Origin of the sequence: Mesorhizobium sp. ISC15, assembly GCF_037162615.1 — a bacterium.
Taxonomy (GTDB): domain Bacteria; phylum Pseudomonadota; class Alphaproteobacteria; order Rhizobiales; family Rhizobiaceae; genus Mesorhizobium; species Mesorhizobium mediterraneum.
On sequence record NZ_JAVSPX010000001.1, the window covers coordinates 3,738,818 to 3,754,911 of the forward strand.

Here is a 16,094-nt window from a genome sequence, read left to right on the forward strand (position 1 = left end):
GCCGTTTTCAGCCTGCGACCGGAAGCAGCGCCGAACCTAATGCATGTCGCGCAAAAAGTGCGCAGCGGTTTTGCGATAACGACATGCATAGAAACAAGGGCTTAAAGCGCGTCGCATGAATCCGTTCGAACGCGAGCGCTTTAGCTTGGATCGGTTGAATTTGCCGCGCGGATGGCGTTAGTTTGCTGCGGCGCAACATATCGGCGGGCGAGGGACGGGGCGACATGGACTATGACATGCTGGTCATTGGCAGCGGCCCTTCCGGGCGCCGTGCCGCGGTGCAGTCGGCCAAGCTTGGGAAATCCGTTCTGGTGGTCGACAGGGGCCGGCGTCTTGGCGGTGTTTCCGTGCACACCGGCACCATCCCGTCGAAGACGCTGCGGGAAACTGTGCTCAACCTCTCCGGTTGGCGCGAGCGCGGCTTCTACGGGCGCGGCTACCGGGTCAAGCAGGACATTTCGGTCGGCGACCTGATCGAGCGCCTGCACAAGACACTCGATCATGAAGTCGAGGTGCTGCAGCACCAATTCATGCGCAATACGGTCAAGAGCGCACGCGCCGGGGTCAAATTCCTCGGTCCCAACAGAGCGAGCCTGACGACGGAAACCGGCGACTATAGCGAAGTCGGTTTTGCGCATGCGCTGATCGCAGTCGGCACCCGCCCGCACCGGCCGCGCGACGTGCCCTTCGACAAGACCCGTATCTTCGACAGCGACGAGATGCTGGAGCTCGAGCGCCTGCCGCGCACGCTCACGGTGATCGGCGCCGGCGTCATCGGCGTCGAGTACGCGACGATCTTTTCGGCGCTCGACGTGCCGGTGACGCTGGTCGAGCCGCGCAACACCATCCTCGATTTCGTCGACCGCGAGATCGTCGACGACTTCATCCATCAGATGCGCGACCGCGGCATGACCATCCGGCTGGGCAGTGCGATCAAGGAGATCGCCTCGAAACCCGACTACGCCGAGGTGACGCTTGCCGACGGCCGCACCATACGCTCGGAGATGGTGCTCTATGCCGCGGGGCGCACCGGCAATGTCGGCGCGCTCGGCCTGGACGTGGTCGGCATCGAGTCCGACTCCCGGGGCCGCATCAAGGTCGATCCGCAGACCTTCCGGACCAGCGTGCCGAACATCTATGCCGCCGGCGACGTCATCGGCTTTCCGAGCCTCGCCTCCACCTCTATGGAACAGGGCAGGGTGGCCGCCTGCCATGCCTTCGGCGTGCCCTTGCCGCCGCCGCCGGAAACCTTTCCCTACGGCATCTACGCCGTGCCGGAAATCTCGACGGTCGGCCAGTCCGAGGAGCAGGTGCGCGAGAGCGGCGGCGCGTATGAGGTCGGCGTGGCGCGCTTCCGCGAAACCTCGCGCGGCCATATCATGGGCGTGACCACCGGCTTCCTGAAGCTTCTGTTCTCGATCGAAACACGCCGGTTGCTCGGCGCGCATATCGTCGGCGAGGGCGCGACCGAACTCATTCACATTGGCCAGGCGGTGATCAATCTCGGTGGCACCGTCGATTTCTTCGTCAACAACACGTTCAACTATCCGACGCTGGCCGAAGCCTACAAGATCGCCGGGCTGGATGCCTGGAACCGCATGGGGCGAGCGTAAAACCACGGCTCATCAGTTCGCCTGCGCGACGGCGATTGCCGGGCCCGCCAGCCATCGCCTGACGATTTCAGCATCCCGATCGCCGATTTCATGGCCGGAGGCGATGGTGCGGGCCTCGACCTCGGCACCATGTGATTCGAGCAATGCGACCAACGCCGGCGCGAAGGGCGCGTAGGTCAGGTCGGCGGCACCTGCGATGATCAGCACGCGCGCTTTGGACAAGTCGGCTGGTGGAACGTCGTCGAGCACCGGCATCGGGCGCAGCAATGCTGCCCGTTCGATGAGGCCGGAATGCAGCAGCATCACGCTCGAAACCAGATTGGCGCCGTTCGAATAGCCGAGAAAAATCGTTCGGGAGAGATCGAGACCGTGGCGCTTCGCGGCCTCGGTGACGAAGCCCGCGAAAGCGTCCGCCTCGGTGCGGATGCTCTCCTGTTCGAAGCGCGTCGGCGTGACCCTCGCGAACCAGCGGAAACCGTCCTCCTGGGCGATGCGTCCACGGACCGCCAGCAGCACGGCGCGCGGTGAGATTTGCCGCGCCAGCGCCACCAGCGTCGTCTCGTCGACCCCGGATCCATGCAGCAGGAAAAGGCATTCGCCGCTCGAATCAACGGGTCGATAGAGCCGGTAGAAAAAGGCCAGATCGCGCCGCAAAATGCCATCTTCCGGAGGTTTTTCCGCCATAGTTCATCCCTTTGATTTCGTGACGGTTTTGTTCATTTGCCGGCTTCAAAACGGAATATTTTCGGGCTCCTTCAAAGTTGATTGAACCAGGCGCATTTCAGTCCGTTTCTTCGCCGATATGCTCCTGCGGGAGGAATCGAAGCGGTGCGTCCGGCGGTCGCATCGATTGCCGGCATGAACAACCAGCTTTGAGGCCTTTTATCGATGACCGTGCCAAATTCACCGGATCGCGCTATGCGAATCCGGGATACGCGTATCCCGGATCGCGATATGCGTATCTCGGATCGCGTCATGCGTATCCCGGAACGCGATACGCGTATTGATGTGTTCCGCGCTCTCGCTCTGCTGATCATATTTGTCGACCATGTCCCGGGCACGGTTTTCGAAACCCTGACCTATAAGAATTTCGGGTTTTCGGATGCCGCGGAGGCCTTCGTGCTGATCTCCGGCATGTCAGTCGCGCTCGCCTACGGTTCAAAATTCCAGTCCGGAAACCGGCTCATGGCGACACTGAAATTGTGGCGCCGCGCCGGTGTGCTCTATGTCGCCCACATCGTCACGACGATGGCGGTGGTGGCCATCTTCTGCGCGGCGGCGGTGTTCGCGAAGCGGCCGGACATGCTGACGCTGATCAACATCGAGCCATTGATCAGGAACCCGCCGCAAGCGTTGATCGGCATCGCCACGCTTGGCCATCAGCTCGGCTACAACAACATCCTGCCGGTCTATGCGGTGCTGCTGCTGATGGCGCCAATCATGCTGCTGTTCATCAGCCACAGGCCTTTGGCGGCGCTCGCGATATCCGGAGCTCTGTGGCTGGTTGCCGGGATCTACCAGATCGCCCCGCCGAATTATCCTGAGCCCGGCTTCTGGTTCCTCAATCCGCTGTCGTGGCAGTTCCTCTTCAACATCGGCCTGGCAAGCATGCTGCATATCAGACGCGGCGGCACCATTCCGGTCAATCGCTGGCTGGTCAGCGCCTCGGCGGTCTATGTCGCGGCGGCATTGGTCTGGGTGCACAGCCCGCTATGGGGGCAGGTGTCGTGGCTGAACCTGCCCGTGGTGCTGACCGGCTTCGACAAGACGTTCCTGTCGCTGCCGAGGCTGCTGCACATCCTGGCGGTGAGCTACCTGATCGTGGCGTTTCCTTCTGTCTCGAACCTGTTCCGCACCAGCCGCGACCATCCGCTCGCCATATTGGGCAGACGATCGCTGCCGGTTTTCATCGCCGGCACGGTGCTCGCCATGGCGGCGCAGGTGATGAAGCTGATCAACCCGGGCGGGTTTGCCTATGACAGCTTGCTGATCGCCGCAGGCATCGCCATGCAGTTCGCGCTCGCCTATTATCTCGAATGGCTGTCGGGTCTTGGACGGTCCGGCAAGAGCAAGCCGGTCCGCAGCGAGGCGCCGCCAGTCCATGCGTCCTTCGGGGTGCGAGCCATGGCGACAGGCATCAATCGATAGGCGTCCGGGCTCAAGCTGTTTTGGGCGGCGGTCCGGAAGATGCCCTGACGACAAGCTCGACGCCGAGCGTCTCGCGCCGCACCGTGCCGTCGAAATCGAGGATCATTCGTGCCGCCCGGCGGCCAATCTCGGCGATCGGCTGGGCGATCGTGGTGAGCGCAGGATCGGAAAGTGCGGCTTCAGGCACGCCGTCGAAGCCGACGACCGAGACGTCGCCGGGAACCGCGATGCCCCGCGCGGTCAGCCATTCGATCGCGACCATGGCCATCCGGTCCGACATCGCCAGGATTGCGGTCGGCGGCTCTGCCGAGGCGAAGATCGTTTCGAGGCCGGCCCTTGTGCTGGCTTCGTCGTTTTCAGTCTCGTATACCGGAATCCCGGCGGTATCGACGCCGAACCGGGAAAGCGCCTCGAAATAGCCGATGAGGCGATCGCGTGTGCCGGTGTAGGCGGCCGTCCGGACTTGGCTCGGCGAAACAAGACCGGTGCTGTCGTCGGCGAAAGGCAGCGCCAGAACGGCGAAGCGCCGATGACCAAGCTCGGCGAGATGCTGCGCTGCCAGGCGGGCGCCGGCGACATTGTCGACGCCGATCGCCGAGACCGTGTCATCCTCCGAGCCGAGTTCGAGCGCGACGAAGGGGAGCTTTCGTTCACGCGTCAGCTCGACGAGGCGCGGACCTCCCTCGATGCAGAACAGGATGAAGCCGTCGACCAGCGCGCTCTGGATGTTCCAGGCAAGTTTCTCCTCATTGCCGGCCGATACCAGCGCGATACCGGCGCCGGTGGCGTCACATGCCTCGGAAATCCCGGCCATCATCGTGCGGGCAAAGGGATCGTCGAAGAAATAGGACAGCGGCTCGGTCGTTGCGACGCCGATCGCGTTGACCTTGCCGGCGCGCAGCAGCCGGCCCTTGGGATCCGGACCCGCATAGCCCATCGCCTCGGCCGCTGCCTTGACCCGTTCGCGGACTTCCTCGCGCACGATCTCGGGACGGCTGAACACGTTGGAGGCGGTGCCATGCGAAACCCCGGCGGCCTTGGCTATATCGGCCAGCCGGATGGGTCTTGTATTGCCTTCGGTGGATGACGCCATTCTTTTTGCCTCCAGGCAGCTACCTAGCACCTTTGTTGGATCGATTCAAATTTTTGCTTGACATTGGCGCGGGCGGGTATATCTTTGAATCGATCCAAACGTTGCGCTAACCGTCGATTGGATCGATTCAGGAAGGAGAGTGCCATGCACCCCGTGAATTATCTGTTCGAAGACATCTACCGCAACGACTGGAGCATCACCTCGAATGCGATGACCAGGACACGTCGCGGCAGCGCCGGCCCATGGATCCGCGACCTGCGTTTTCTCGTGGAGCGCAAGCGGAGCTGATCGGCAGCGCTTTTTCGTACCTGTCGGTTGGATCGATTCAAATTGGAAAAGGGAGCCTTGCCATGCATCCGATCAAGCACCTGTTCGAAGACATCTATCGCAACTATTGGGGCATCTCGCCGGCCACAGATCGGCCGGAGCGGCGCCGCCTGACCAAGCCGGCCGCACGCGATCGCGACCTGCCGGTCCGGCCCGCACGCCGGCAGGATTGGCCGACATCTGACTGACCTTCGTTTGGCTGAAACGGGCCCCGGCCGTTCGCCTGTTACCGCCGCACTTTGAGGCGGGAGGGAATGCCGTCTCAGGAGCGCGGGCGCACCAGCGCCGAGGCTGCAATCGCCAGCCAGCCGGCGATGAGCAAGGTACCGCCGATCGGCGCCGACATCGGGAAAAGCCGCGAGCCGAGGAAGTCACGGGCGAGGAGATCGCCGCAGAACAATACAAGCCCCACGAGAAGAATAAGGCTTGCGATTCGCAGGATCCGGTTTGCGCCGACGAGGCCGATTGCAAGAAAGACTGGCGCATGCATGAGCAGGAACGACGCGACCATGCCGACGAAAGCGCCGCCCAGATGCGCCGCCGCGGCGGACAGCGCCACGCCGGCCGCGCCGCACAGGCCGCCGACGAAAACGAAGGTGCGGCCGCTGCCGCTTGCTGGTTGCTCGGCCGTGCTCATGTCGCTGGTCTCCGCAAAGTAATGACAGTCCGCAAACGGTGTCACGGCTTGCCGGCCTGCACCAGCATGTCGCGCGCGCGGCGCGACTGGACCAGCCAATTATACGCAGCTCCGCCGGCCAGCAGCACCGATGTGCCGAGAAACACCGCGCGCATGCCGAAATGACCGCCGACGAAGCCGCCGAGCAGTGGTCCGGCGACCTGTCCGACATATTGCGCCGAGATCGATAGGCCGAGCACATTGCCGCCGACGCCGTCCGGAACATTGTGGCGGATGACGCTGGTGATGCAGGGCAGGAGACCACCGAGCGCCAGCCCCATCAGGAAACGCAGGCCGACGAGCTGCCAGCCCTGCGTGACGAAGGCTTGCGGGATCAGCAGCAGCGCCGATACGGCAAGCGCCCCAATGATGACGTTCCAGTGGCCGACGCGGTCGGCGAGCTTGCCGAGGCGCGAGGCCGACAGGATGGCGCCAAGTGCTGCCGCCGACATGACGACGCCCGAGATCAGCGTTAACAGGCTTTGGTCCTCGATGAGCTGCTGGACGTAGACCGTGATGATCGGCTCGATCGACATCGTGGCGAAACTCAGCAGCATGCCGGTCACCAGCATGGCGACGACGGGGCGCTTGTCCTCGATTTGCGACCAGCCGCCTTTCTGCTTCTCAGTCGATGCTGCCTTGTCGGCTGTCAGGCGAGGATTCTCCTTGATGAGAAAAGTCGTTGCCAGGAACGCCAGGAAAATGACGCCGCCGGCGAGCAGGAAGGTGGCGCGGATGCCGATCAAAGGCGGCAGCGCGCCACCGAGCAGGGGACCGACGAGAGCGCCGGCGGTGATGCCGGCTGACAGCACGCCGAGCGCCCAGCCGGACCGATCCTTCGGCGTCTGCATGGCGACGAGAATGGTCGAGCCCGAGGAATAGCCGCCTGCGAAGCCGATCAGCAGGCGTAGCAGCACCAACTGCCAGACAGTCTCCACCATGCCGGTCAGCGACATGCAGATGGCCATGCCGAAACTGGCGCGCACCAGCATTAGCTTGCGGCCGTAGCGGTCGCCCAGCCGTCCCCACAGCGGCGCGACCAGCGCGGCGGCGAAGAAAGTGGCGCCATAGGCGACGCCGGACCACTGCACGATAGCTGCATGCCCCTCGGCGCCCAGCTGCTCGACATAGAGCGGCAGGAAAGGCAACAGCAACGTCATGGCGACAAGCGTGCTGAACGAGCCAGCAAAGCACACGGCGAGATTGCGGCGCCAATGGATGTTGTGGGTGCCTTGCACGGCGAGGGTGGCGTCTTGCGGCATGTCATGTCCTGTCCGGCCAGCTTGTATGAAAAACTTGCTGCGGATACCATCTTGGGATACCAAGTTGGTATCCGTCTTGGACGCAAGCTTGACCGCTGTCAATGCGGCCCTCTCAAACGTGATTGGCAAACGGTGGCAGGCGAACCGATCGCCAGCAAAACGGCCAGAAATCGGAAACCGCAATGTCGCAGATGCAGAATGTTGAAATTGGGCTTCGCGAGATGATCCTCGGCCTCGAGGTCGGTCCGGGCGAGCGGCTGACGGAACGCTGGATCGAAAGCCGCTTCGGCGCGTCGCGCACGCCGGTCAGGGCAGCATTACTGCGGCTCGAAACGGAAGGTCTGGTCTGCCGCGACGGGCGCGGCTGGACGGTGTCGCCCATCAACCTCGCCGAGCTCGAGCAGATCGCCGTGTACCGCGAGGCGGTCGAGGTCGCGGCCGTCAGGCTGACTTGTGCCTTGGAGGACAGGACCGCCGTCGAAATCATCGAGGCGATGCTGAACTCCTGCGACGCCGGCACCCCGCGCGAGGAATGGCACCGCGTCGGCATGGATTTTCACATCGAGCTGGCACGCCTGTCCGGCAACGAGTTCCTGTTCAGGGCGGTCCGCGATGCCATGACGCGCCTGTCGCGCGCCCGTTGGCTGGAGGTGCGCGACGAGGCGGCACTCGGCCGCGCCTGGGCCGAGCACCATGCCATTCTGGCAGCGGTGCGGGCTGGCGAAGCCGATGAGGCGGCACGTCGGCTTTCGGCCCATATCGTCGGCAGCCGCGACCGGCTGGTGACATCGCTGCACAACGACCGGCGCGGCCTGCGTGCCAGGGGATTTGCCGTCGTCGCGGCCTGATTGCCGAGGCAACCACTTTCGCCCTCGCTTCGCGGGCGCCGATGGCGTAAGAGCGGCGATGGAAAACAACCGATTTGAAACACCCGTGACCGTCAAGTCGGGCGCGGAGGGAACCACTCAGCTCTTGCGTACGGCCCGCGAGGCTTCCGATTACCTCCTCAACAACTGGCCCGGCAAGCGCAGTCCAAAGCATCGCGAAGCGCTGCAGGCCTGCCATGATGCGTTGGCCGGCGACAAACCGGCCATGATCGCGAGGCGCGCCTTCATAGCCGCCGCGCGCGAAGTGAACGTTTTCGTCAGCGACAAGGCGCCGGCCTGAAGACGCAGCGGGATTCCTAGGCCAAATCCGATCCGCCTCGCGGGCCGGACGCCGTTTACTCTGCAGTTTCCGTTTCGGTCTCGGAGGTGGTCTCGTCCTCGGGCTTCGAACGTTCCTTGGCTGCGACCTTGGCCGCCTGCTTTTCCGCCTTCTTGGCGGCCTTCTGCCGGTCGCGTTCCTTGCGTTCTTGGCCGTAATTCGGTGCTCGCGCCATATCTCTTCCTTTCGCAATGCTGAAGGTTGTTAGCCCTGCCTAGGAGCATTGGGCTGCAAACACAACACCGCAAAGGCCGATCGGCTCCATACATAGCCGGCAAGCCGGCTGCACGCGGTTCCGGGCTTGCAAGATGGCTGGCACAATGGTGTAGGAGAGACCGGGGTACAAATAACAAGCTCACCTGTTTTTACCAAGTGACCGATGGCCACGCTTCAAAGAAACGCACAGAAGCTATTCTACTATGCGCGCAATGCCATGCGCGATATCGCGCCGCAGGCGCTGTTCCGCCGCAGGCTCGCCGGGCTGCTCGATCGGGCCAGGCTTTCGGACGGGTCGATCCGCGCGCGTCTCAACTATTACAACAGGCTGCAGGACGCTTTCGCGCCGAGCGCCGATGCCGTGCCGGTCAGCCGGCTGCCGACAGACCGGAGCATGTATTACTACGACCTGAAGGAATTCACCCGCTATTTCGATCCCGATTTGCGCATCGACCTCGAATTCGGCGACGTCATCGAGGTGCCTGCGATGCCGTCGATCGTCAAGGATCGGCCGATCGCCGGCGACAACAGGAACGGGGTCCTGTTCAAGCTCAACAAGTTCCGCCACTTCCACATGCCCGCCGACGATGTTGCCTTCGCGGACAAGCTTCCGGTCGCCGTCTGGCGCGGCGAGCTCAACAATCCGATACGGACCTTGCTTCTGGAGGCCGCGCGCGATCTGCCCTTTTGCGACGTCGGCACGCCCAAACCGACGGCAGCGCCGGAATATCGCAAGCCTTATCTGAGCATCGATCAGCAGCGGCGCTACCGCTACATCATTTCGCTCGAGGGCAACGATGTGGCGACCAACCTCAAATGGATCATGAGTTCGAATTCGCTGTGCCTGATGCCGCCGCCGACATACGAGACATGGTTCGGCGAAAGCGAACTCGTGGCTGGTGTCCACTATGTGCCGCTCGAACCGGATTTCTCGGACCTCGCCGAGCGGGTGCAGCACCTCGAGAAGCATCCGCCTGAGGCCGAACGCATCGTTGCCGCGGCCAACGCCTATTGCCGCAAGTTCGCCGATGAGCGGGCCGAGCAGGCGATCTGCTTGCTCGTGCTCTACAAATATTTCGTGCTCAGCGGCCAGATCGAGCCTGATCCCGAGGTCTGGCGTTTTATCTCGGGCTAGCCCGCGGCGATCTTCGACCTGATCCGGACCCTGTCAGATAGCATCCCGGTCGAGGACCAGATCGGCCGGACCGAACCGGTCTTTTGCGGTGAACTGCTGGTGCCAATAGGGGTAGAGAACAGGAGGCCTGCTCACAGCGTCCAGGCGTGCGCGCTCATCGCTGGTCAGAACCAGGCTGGCGGCGGCGATATTGTCCTTGAACTGCGCTTCGGTCCGGCCGCCGATGACCAGCGAGCTAACGGCCGGCCGGCCGAGCAGCCAGGCAAGCGCCACCTGTGCTGCCGACACGCCATGGTTCTTGCCGATATAGGCAAGCACGTCGACGATCCGCCACAGCCGGTCCTCGTCGCGGATCGGCGGTTCTTTCCAGCCGCTGAGCTGACGGGAGGTGGCCTGGTCGCGGTGATATTTGCCGGACAGCAATCCACCGGCAAGCGGGCTCCACACCAGCACGCCAAGCCCCTGATCGACCGAGATCGGCAACAATTCATATTCGGCTTCGCGCGCTTCCAGCGTGTAGTGGATCTGCTGGGTGACGAAGCGCGGCTGGTGCTGGCGATCGCTGATCCCCAGTGCCTTCATCACTTGCCAGCCGGAATAGTTGGAACAGCCGACATAGCGGACCTTGCCCTGGCTGACGAGCGTGTCGAGCGCGGCGATGGTCTCCTCGAGCGGCGTCGTGCCGTCCCATTCGTGCAGGAAATAGATGTCGATGACATCGGTCCTGAGGCGCTTCAGGCTTTTCTCGCACTCGCGGATCAGATGGTAGCGCGACAGCCCTTCGTCGTTGGGGCCATCGCCGATCCGCATGCGCGCCTTGGAGGCGATCAGCACATCGCCCTTGCGTTTGCCGCCGAGCGCTTCGCCGATGATCTCTTCCGAAAGCCCGTTCGAATAGACGTTGGCGGTGTCGATGAGATTGATGCCGGAATCGATGCAGAGGTCGATCATCCGGCGCGCCTCGTCGAGATCGGTCTTTCCGACCGCCGAAAACGCGCCGGCGCCGCCAAAGGTCATGGTGCCCATGGTCAGCGTCGAAACCTTCAGCCCGGAACGGCCGAGAGTGCGGTACTCCATGTCAGATCCTCGCAATTGCGTTGAGAAGGCGGTGCTTCGAAGGCTGCCCGAAGGAGCCTGGCATTTGTAGGACAAGTCGCGCGGCTTGTCGCCCATCCCATGGAGGGCGGATCGATCACATCTTACGGATTTGGGTGACCGGCGCACGAGCCGACTGCAATAAAACCGTCATTGCCGGCCTGTATGCAAGTCGGCTCAAGGTGTTCGATCTCGGCCGGCAGGCCGGACGCCGACACGGGCGTGCACGCGGAGCAGCATAAATGACCGAAGCAAAACAGAATTCTCCTGCCAGGGATTGGCTGGAAGCGGAGCTAGCCGACACGCTCGACGAAGACTACGAGCTGGAAATGTCGGAACCCGCGCTGTCGCTGGAAATCGCCAAGATCTACAAGAACGCGCATCCGCCCTCGATGGATCGCATGCAGTATTTTCGCGACCTGATCACGCTGCAATCCGAATTGATCAAGCTGCAGTCCTGGGTGGCTTACCACAAGAAGAAGCTGGTGGTGGTTTTCGAGGGCCGCGACTCGGCCGGCAAGGGTGGCGTCATCAAGCGCATCACCCAGCGGCTCAATCCGCGCATCTGCCGCGTCGTAGCACTGCCGGCACCGACCGAGCGCGAGAAATCGCAATGGTATTTCCAGCGCTACGTCCCGCATCTGCCGGCAGGCGGCGAGATCGTGCTGTTCGACCGCTCATGGTACAACCGCTCCGGCGTCGAAAGGGTGATGGGATTTGCCGAACCGGATCAGGTCGAGGAGTTCTTCCGCGACGTGCCGGAGTTCGAGCGCATGCTCGTCCGTTCCGGCGTCACGCTGGTCAAATACTGGTTCTCCATCACCGACGAGGAGCAGCAGATGCGCTTCCAGATGCGCATCCATGATCCGATGAAGCAGTGGAAGCTCTCGCCGATGGACCTGCAGTCGCGCGTGCGCTGGGAGCAGTACACCAAGGCCAAGGAAGAAACGTTCGCCCGCACCAACATTCCCGAAGCTCCTTGGTTCATCGTCGAGGGTAACGACAAGAAGCGGGCGCGGCTGAACTGCATCGATCATCTCCTCAAGCAGATGCCTTATGAGGAGGTGCCGCACGAAGAGATCACGCTGCCCGACCGCGTCTTCAATCCCGAATACGAGCGCCAGGTGCTGCCGCGCGAGCTGTACGTGCCGGAGAAGTATTGATCATCTGGGACTGCTAAAGACCCGGACGGGCGGCATTCCTTCGCGCCCCCCTCTGTCCTGCCGGACATCTCCCCCACGAGGGGGGAGATTGGCAGCGTCGCCGACGGTGCCAATCTTGCAACGCTGATGATTGGCGAAAGCCGGCGCGACATCCGATCTCCCCCCGTGTGGGGGAGATGTCCGGCAGGACAGAGGGGGCGCGAAGGATCGCGGCGCAGAGGGCTGCGCCTCAGTGAGACTACGCGCGCTTGATGATGACGTGCGTGGCATTCGGCGTCGCGACCTGCTCGCTGCACCGGTAGCCGAGCTTGAGCATGTCGATGCCGGCAAAAAGGTTCTCGCCGGAGCCGAGCAGCATCGGCGATATCGCCAGATGCATGTCGTCGATGAGCTTTTCCCTGAGATATTGCCGGATCGTGGCGACACCACCGCCGAGCCGGACATCCTTGCCATCAGCCGCTGCTTTCGCCTTTTCCAGCGCTGAGTGGATACCGTCGGTCACGAAATAGAAGGTCGTGCCGCCCGCCATGACGATGGGATTCCGCGGATGGTGGGTGAGCACGAAGACCGGCACATGGTAGGGTGGATTGTCTCCCCACCAGCCTTTCCAGCTTTCATCCGGCCACTCGCCGCGGATCGGCCCGAACATGTTGCGGCCCATTATCCACGCCCCGACATTTTCGAAGCTGCGCGCCACGAACCCGTCGTCCGTGTCTGTGGTCCCGCGATCGTCGCCAGACATGTTGCGGAAGGTCCGGGTGCCGAACATCCAGTTGTGCAGGGCTTCCCCACCTACGCCCAGCGGCTCTTTCAGGTCCTGGTCGGGACCGGCGCCATAGCCGTCGATTGACAGGGTGAAAGCGTTGACGCGAAGCTTGGACATGAGTACCTCCCTCGAGACCAGTTGTGAAATGCAAGCAGTTGCTTTTAGCTATACTGATTGCATTTTGCAAGCGGTATTTTGAAATCTCCGCCGAGCGATGAGCGGCTTGTTTGGGCCAGCCGCGTCAGGACCGCAGCCAAGACGGGTGGTTGCAGCAGCAGTTGCTTGCGCCGCGATGCCTCGAGGATGCGTTTACGTCATCAAGCATGGCCTGCAATGGAAGGATGCGCTGCAGGCCTACGGGGGCAGATGAGCGGCCACAAAGGGGCACGCATGGTTCTCGATGCCCTGCCGCCCTGCCAAAGCCCTGATTGCGGATCGCGGTTATGACAGCGCCATTTCGCGAGGCTTTGTGGAACAAAGGCATCGAGCCTTAGCATCCCGTCGAGCCGAAGTCGGAAAGTCCCATATCCCTACGACAGGGCACTCTATCGCCAGCGCCACAAGGTCGAGAACCTCTTCGCCAAGCTCAAAGACCGGCGGCGCATTGCAACCCGATACGACCGATGCGCGCATAACTTCTTCTCGGCGATCTGCATCGCCGCAACCGTCATCTTCTCGCTCTAATCAGAGCGTCCTGAGCCGAGGCTCTAAGCCTTGCCCAGATGCTTTGGCCAGAATTCCTGGTGGACTTCGGCGGCTTCGTCTTCGAGGTTCGTCGGGCCAACCACAGTGACGATGCGCGCGCCGGTCTGCAACACCGCCCGGCTCGGCACGTTCAACCCGATCCCAGCGATCTCGCCCAGCCGCGCTTCGGAGCACGCAAACACCATACGCCCGATGCCCGACCAGTAAATCGCCCCGGAGCACATCGCGCACGGCTCGGTGCTGGTGTAGAGCGTGCAGTCAGCGAGAAAAGCAGCGTCGTAGTGCTGCGCCGCTAGTTTAACCAGGTTCATCTCGGCGTGGTTCGTCATATCGTGGCCGGTGAAGACGCTGTTTTCGGCGCGCAGGATTACTTCGCCGTCCCTCACCAGCACCGAGCCAAACGGTTCGTCGCCGCGTTCCATTGCGGATTTCGAGAGCGCAATTGCCTCGCGTAAAAACGGCTCGTGGCTTTCCATCAGAGTCTCCCAAAAAGCTAGAGTGGGATGATTGTCTTGAATCGGAGGGATTTCCAAGGGCTGCAGATCAGATTCAGTTAGGCGATCTGCATCGCCGCAACCGTCATCTTCTGGCTATGCGCACGGCCGACTGTTTGATCTCGGCCTTCAACATAGGATGAAGGCTGTCGCGTGTGGTGATGATTGCGAGTGCCTACCCCTTCAGCATCGCCGCCACTTCGGGCGCGAAATAGGTGAGGATCCCGTCGCAGCCGGCGCGCTTGAAGGCGAGAAGCGATTCCAGCATCGCCTTGTCGCCGTCGATCCAGCCATTGGCGGCAGCCGCCTTGATCATCGAATATTCGCCCGACACCTGATAGGCGAAGGTCGGCATCCGGAATTCGTCCTTCAGCCTGCGAATGATGTCGAGATAGGGCAGGCCGGGCTTGACCATCAGCATGTCGGCGCCCTCGGCGAGATCCTGCTCGGCCTCGCGCACGGCCTCGTCGGAATTGGCGTGATCGAGATAATAGGTCTTCTTGTCGCCCTTGAGCAGGCCGGCGGTGCCGACCGCCTCGCGATAGGGTCCGTAGAAGGCGGAGGCGAATTTCGTCGCGTAGGACATGATCGCCACATCCTGAAAACCATTGGCGTCGAGCGCATCGCGGATGGCGCCGATGCGGCCGTCCATCATGTCGGAAGGCGCAATGATATCGGCGCCGGCCGCCGCCTGGATGACGGCCGCCGCCGTCACCTGTTCCACCGTCTCATCGTTGACGATGATGCCGTCGCGCAAGATGCCGTCATGGCCGTGCGAGGTGAAGGGATCGAGCGCCGCGTCGGTGATGATGCCGATTTCGGGCACCGCGTGCTTGATGGCGCGCGTAGCGCGGTTGATGACGTTTTCCGGATCGAGGATGTGCGAGCCGGTCTGGTCGCGCAGGCCGAGCTCGACATTGGGGAAGGTTGCGATCGCCGGAATGCCGAGCTTTGCCGCGAACTCGGCCTCCTTGACGGCAAGGTCGAGCGACAGGCGGAAGACGCCGGGCATGGCGGCGATCGGTTCGCGGATATTTTTCCCATCGACGACGAAGATCGGCCAGATCAGGTCGTCGACGGAGAGCCGGTTCTCCTGCACAAGGCGGCGCGACCAGTCGGCCTTGCGCATGCGGCGCAAACGGCGGCTGCCGGTGATCTCGTCGACGCTGCGCGCGCCGGCAGGCTTTGCTGGGGTGAATTTGTTCATCGCCAAAACTCCGGATCGGCGACTTTTACCACGAGCCTCCGCCGCTGACCAATGCGACACGATTGTGCCAGGCTGGCATCGCCTGGATATCGGTATACCTATGGCTGACCGTTGCCGGACAGGACCTGCGCCGCTCCCCGCATGGCGACGCGGAACGCCTCGTCGAAACTGACGCCGCGCACCTGCCAGTGATAGGTCTTGCCGCCCGTGGCAAGCCGCCAGTCGGCGATCCAGCCCAATTCCTTGTCGCTCCAGACGATGCTACCGGCAAGCGCCTGGTCGGCGCCGACCTGTTTGGCGGCCTTATCCAGAGCCGCCATGTCCGTCTCGTGCAGCGCCTTGTCGTCAAGCCCGGATTCGGAGAGGTGTGACGCCTCGGGAAATGCGATCCGCATCGCCAGCGGGTCGGCAGCATTCACGAATGATTCGCGCATCGGTGCGCCGCGCTCATCGTCTGCGGTCAGCGCGAAATGCCTGGCGCCTCGCTCCGTTGCCAGAAAGATCGCCAGCTGCGGCCGCTCGGCAAGCCACGGCCGGCTGCCGAGCGATGCCAGCACCGGGTCGATCACGGCGGGTTTGTACAGGCAAGTAAGATCGTGCGGCCGGTCATGCGTGCCCTGTTCGTCGTGGATCGGAATGCCTTCCATCCGGTCGCGGTAGCGGAATTCGGCAACGAAGCTGCCAGCCTTGTCGCGCAGTGCCGCCATCTCAGGCTTTTTCGGCAGCCGCTGATCGCCGGAGACCCTGACCAGAACCGCATCCAGGCAAGCCTTAAAACCGATCTGGCGGTTCTGCTCGCCTTGGCCGGTCACGATGGTCCGCGCGCTATAAAGGTCGTCATTGGCGGATGCAGGATGGGCAGTCGCGCATACCATCAGGCCGATCGCCACAAGGGCAAGACGCAAAAATCCAGGCATGGTTCAACGTCCGGTTGGAAAGCCCGTCATCAAGATAGTCAATTCTAGCATCGGGCGCCGGCGGCGACCAA

Annotated in this window: 19 protein-coding genes; 9 read left to right on the top strand and 10 right to left on the bottom strand. The window is 62.7% G+C overall.

From position 1 onward, the window contains the following. The first annotated feature begins 224 nt into the window (after window positions 1-224). Window positions 225-1,613: a Si-specific NAD(P)(+) transhydrogenase gene (gene sthA, locus RPG13_RS17905; RefSeq protein ID WP_127206314.1), complete on the top strand. Its 1,389-nt coding sequence runs from the start codon at window positions 225-227 to the stop codon at window positions 1,611-1,613. A 12-nt stretch (window positions 1,614-1,625) separates the two neighbouring features. Here sthA and RPG13_RS17910 read toward each other — a convergent pair whose 3' ends face one another. After that, window positions 1,626-2,297 (bottom strand): alpha/beta hydrolase, encoded by a 672-nt coding sequence (locus RPG13_RS17910; RefSeq protein WP_337125660.1) that lies wholly within the window; start codon window positions 2,295-2,297, stop codon window positions 1,626-1,628. Window positions 2,298-2,567: 270 nt separating this feature from the next. Between RPG13_RS17910 and RPG13_RS17915 the strand changes: the two genes are divergently transcribed. Next, window positions 2,568-3,761 carry an OpgC family protein gene (locus RPG13_RS17915; protein WP_337125661.1) on the top strand — a complete coding sequence of 398 codons (1,194 nt, stop codon included), beginning with the start codon at window positions 2,568-2,570 and terminating at the stop codon, window positions 3,759-3,761. Window positions 3,762-3,771: 10 nt separating this feature from the next. On the opposite strand, the gene RPG13_RS17920 is transcribed toward RPG13_RS17915, so the two are convergent. Then, the gene (locus tag RPG13_RS17920) at window positions 3,772-4,854 is read right to left on the bottom strand and encodes a LacI family DNA-binding transcriptional regulator (RefSeq protein WP_337125662.1); all 1,083 of its coding nucleotides are present in this window, start codon (window positions 4,852-4,854) and stop codon (window positions 3,772-3,774) included. 144 nt (window positions 4,855-4,998) lie between these two features. Here RPG13_RS17920 and RPG13_RS17925 point away from each other — a divergent pair, with 144 nt between their 5' ends. Both RPG13_RS17925 and RPG13_RS17930 read left to right on the top strand, forming a co-directional pair. Beyond that, the gene (locus tag RPG13_RS17925; protein WP_126106915.1) at window positions 4,999-5,142 is read left to right on the top strand and encodes a hypothetical protein; all 144 of its coding nucleotides are present in this window, start codon (window positions 4,999-5,001) and stop codon (window positions 5,140-5,142) included. A 62-nt stretch (window positions 5,143-5,204) separates the two neighbouring features. Next, entirely contained in the window at window positions 5,205-5,369 is a 165-nt protein-coding gene (locus RPG13_RS17930) for a hypothetical protein (protein WP_164547228.1), read from the top strand. Window positions 5,370-5,443: 74 nt separating this feature from the next. Here RPG13_RS17930 and RPG13_RS17935 read toward each other — a convergent pair whose 3' ends face one another. Then, the gene (locus tag RPG13_RS17935) at window positions 5,444-5,818 is read right to left on the bottom strand and encodes a DUF423 domain-containing protein (protein WP_126106914.1); all 375 of its coding nucleotides are present in this window, start codon (window positions 5,816-5,818) and stop codon (window positions 5,444-5,446) included. A gap of 41 nt (window positions 5,819-5,859) precedes the next feature. Next, window positions 5,860-7,119, bottom strand: coding sequence for a multidrug efflux MFS transporter (locus RPG13_RS17940; RefSeq protein WP_337125663.1), 1,260 nt, complete (start codon window positions 7,117-7,119; stop codon window positions 5,860-5,862). A 182-nt stretch (window positions 7,120-7,301) separates the two neighbouring features. Here RPG13_RS17940 and RPG13_RS17945 point away from each other — a divergent pair, with 182 nt between their 5' ends. Together RPG13_RS17945 and RPG13_RS17950 are read left to right on the top strand one after the other, a co-directional pair. Next, window positions 7,302-7,967: a GntR family transcriptional regulator gene (locus tag RPG13_RS17945; RefSeq protein WP_337125664.1), complete on the top strand. Its 666-nt coding sequence runs from the start codon at window positions 7,302-7,304 to the stop codon at window positions 7,965-7,967. Window positions 7,968-8,052: 85 nt separating this feature from the next. Continuing rightward, a complete protein-coding gene (locus RPG13_RS17950; RefSeq protein WP_245329884.1) occupies window positions 8,053-8,286 on the top strand; it encodes a DUF982 domain-containing protein in 234 nt (77 codons plus the stop codon). Between the two features lie 55 nt (window positions 8,287-8,341). Here RPG13_RS17950 and RPG13_RS17955 read toward each other — a convergent pair whose 3' ends face one another. Next, the gene (locus RPG13_RS17955; RefSeq protein WP_023798419.1) at window positions 8,342-8,500 is read right to left on the bottom strand and encodes a hypothetical protein; all 159 of its coding nucleotides are present in this window, start codon (window positions 8,498-8,500) and stop codon (window positions 8,342-8,344) included. 204 nt (window positions 8,501-8,704) lie between these two features. Between RPG13_RS17955 and RPG13_RS17960 the strand changes: the two genes are divergently transcribed. Beyond that, window positions 8,705-9,676: a glycosyl transferase family 90 gene (locus tag RPG13_RS17960; RefSeq protein ID WP_095485748.1), complete on the top strand. Its 972-nt coding sequence runs from the start codon at window positions 8,705-8,707 to the stop codon at window positions 9,674-9,676. A gap of 33 nt (window positions 9,677-9,709) precedes the next feature. Here the strand turns inward: RPG13_RS17960 and RPG13_RS17965 are convergent, their stop codons facing one another. After that, entirely contained in the window at window positions 9,710-10,753 is a 1,044-nt protein-coding gene (locus tag RPG13_RS17965; protein ID WP_127206263.1) for an aldo/keto reductase, read from the bottom strand. Window positions 10,754-11,013: 260 nt separating this feature from the next. Between RPG13_RS17965 and ppk2 the strand changes: the two genes are divergently transcribed. Beyond that, window positions 11,014-11,934 (top strand): polyphosphate kinase 2, encoded by a 921-nt coding sequence (ppk2, locus tag RPG13_RS17970; protein WP_095485749.1) that lies wholly within the window; start codon window positions 11,014-11,016, stop codon window positions 11,932-11,934. 238 nt (window positions 11,935-12,172) lie between these two features. On the opposite strand, the gene RPG13_RS17975 is transcribed toward ppk2, so the two are convergent. Further along, the gene (locus RPG13_RS17975) at window positions 12,173-12,817 is read right to left on the bottom strand and encodes a dihydrofolate reductase family protein (protein WP_095485750.1); all 645 of its coding nucleotides are present in this window, start codon (window positions 12,815-12,817) and stop codon (window positions 12,173-12,175) included. A gap of 378 nt (window positions 12,818-13,195) precedes the next feature. Between RPG13_RS17975 and RPG13_RS34975 the strand changes: the two genes are divergently transcribed. Further along, entirely contained in the window at window positions 13,196-13,384 is a 189-nt protein-coding gene (locus RPG13_RS34975) for a transposase (protein WP_127206270.1), read from the top strand. Window positions 13,385-13,407: 23 nt separating this feature from the next. Here the strand turns inward: RPG13_RS34975 and RPG13_RS17980 are convergent, their stop codons facing one another. The 3 genes from RPG13_RS17980 to RPG13_RS17990 all read right to left on the bottom strand — a co-directional run bounded on the left by RPG13_RS17980 (window position 13,408) and on the right by RPG13_RS17990 (window position 16,023). After that, the gene (locus tag RPG13_RS17980; RefSeq protein WP_126106909.1) at window positions 13,408-13,881 is read right to left on the bottom strand and encodes a nucleoside deaminase; all 474 of its coding nucleotides are present in this window, start codon (window positions 13,879-13,881) and stop codon (window positions 13,408-13,410) included. Window positions 13,882-14,074: 193 nt separating this feature from the next. Beyond that, window positions 14,075-15,106, bottom strand: coding sequence for a porphobilinogen synthase (hemB, locus tag RPG13_RS17985; RefSeq protein ID WP_337125665.1), 1,032 nt, complete (start codon window positions 15,104-15,106; stop codon window positions 14,075-14,077). Window positions 15,107-15,204: 98 nt separating this feature from the next. After that, window positions 15,205-16,023: a DUF2066 domain-containing protein gene (locus tag RPG13_RS17990; RefSeq protein ID WP_337125666.1), complete on the bottom strand. Its 819-nt coding sequence runs from the start codon at window positions 16,021-16,023 to the stop codon at window positions 15,205-15,207. Between the last annotated feature and the right edge of the window lie 71 nt (window positions 16,024-16,094).

Bases quoted from the DNA above. Each gene is read 5' to 3' on its own strand.
- RPG13_RS17940 (WP_337125663.1), bottom strand. From the start codon at position 7,119: ATGCCGCAAGACGCCACCCTCGCCGTGCAAGGCACCCACAACATCCAT.
- RPG13_RS17945 (WP_337125664.1), top strand. From the start codon at position 7,302: ATGTCGCAGATGCAGAATGTTGAAATTGGGCTTCGCGAGATGATCCTC.
- sthA (WP_127206314.1), top strand. From the start codon at position 225: ATGGACTATGACATGCTGGTCATTGGCAGCGGCCCTTCCGGGCGCCGT.
- hemB (WP_337125665.1), bottom strand. From the start codon at position 15,106: ATGAACAAATTCACCCCAGCAAAGCCTGCCGGCGCGCGCAGCGTCGAC.
- RPG13_RS17965 (WP_127206263.1), bottom strand. From the start codon at position 10,753: ATGGAGTACCGCACTCTCGGCCGTTCCGGGCTGAAGGTTTCGACGCTG.
- RPG13_RS17955 (WP_023798419.1), bottom strand. From the start codon at position 8,500: ATGGCGCGAGCACCGAATTACGGCCAAGAACGCAAGGAACGCGACCGG.
- RPG13_RS17960 (WP_095485748.1), top strand. From the start codon at position 8,705: ATGGCCACGCTTCAAAGAAACGCACAGAAGCTATTCTACTATGCGCGC.
- RPG13_RS17910 (WP_337125660.1), bottom strand. From the start codon at position 2,297: ATGGCGGAAAAACCTCCGGAAGATGGCATTTTGCGGCGCGATCTGGCC.
- RPG13_RS17990 (WP_337125666.1), bottom strand. From the start codon at position 16,023: ATGCCTGGATTTTTGCGTCTTGCCCTTGTGGCGATCGGCCTGATGGTA.
- RPG13_RS17915 (WP_337125661.1), top strand. From the start codon at position 2,568: ATGCGTATCTCGGATCGCGTCATGCGTATCCCGGAACGCGATACGCGT.
- RPG13_RS17920 (WP_337125662.1), bottom strand. From the start codon at position 4,854: ATGGCGTCATCCACCGAAGGCAATACAAGACCCATCCGGCTGGCCGAT.
- RPG13_RS17930 (WP_164547228.1), top strand. From the start codon at position 5,205: ATGCATCCGATCAAGCACCTGTTCGAAGACATCTATCGCAACTATTGG.
- ppk2 (WP_095485749.1), top strand. From the start codon at position 11,014: ATGACCGAAGCAAAACAGAATTCTCCTGCCAGGGATTGGCTGGAAGCG.
- RPG13_RS17935 (WP_126106914.1), bottom strand. From the start codon at position 5,818: ATGAGCACGGCCGAGCAACCAGCAAGCGGCAGCGGCCGCACCTTCGTT.
- RPG13_RS17975 (WP_095485750.1), bottom strand. From the start codon at position 12,817: ATGTCCAAGCTTCGCGTCAACGCTTTCACCCTGTCAATCGACGGCTAT.
- RPG13_RS17980 (WP_126106909.1), bottom strand. From the start codon at position 13,881: ATGGAAAGCCACGAGCCGTTTTTACGCGAGGCAATTGCGCTCTCGAAA.
- RPG13_RS17925 (WP_126106915.1), top strand. From the start codon at position 4,999: ATGCACCCCGTGAATTATCTGTTCGAAGACATCTACCGCAACGACTGG.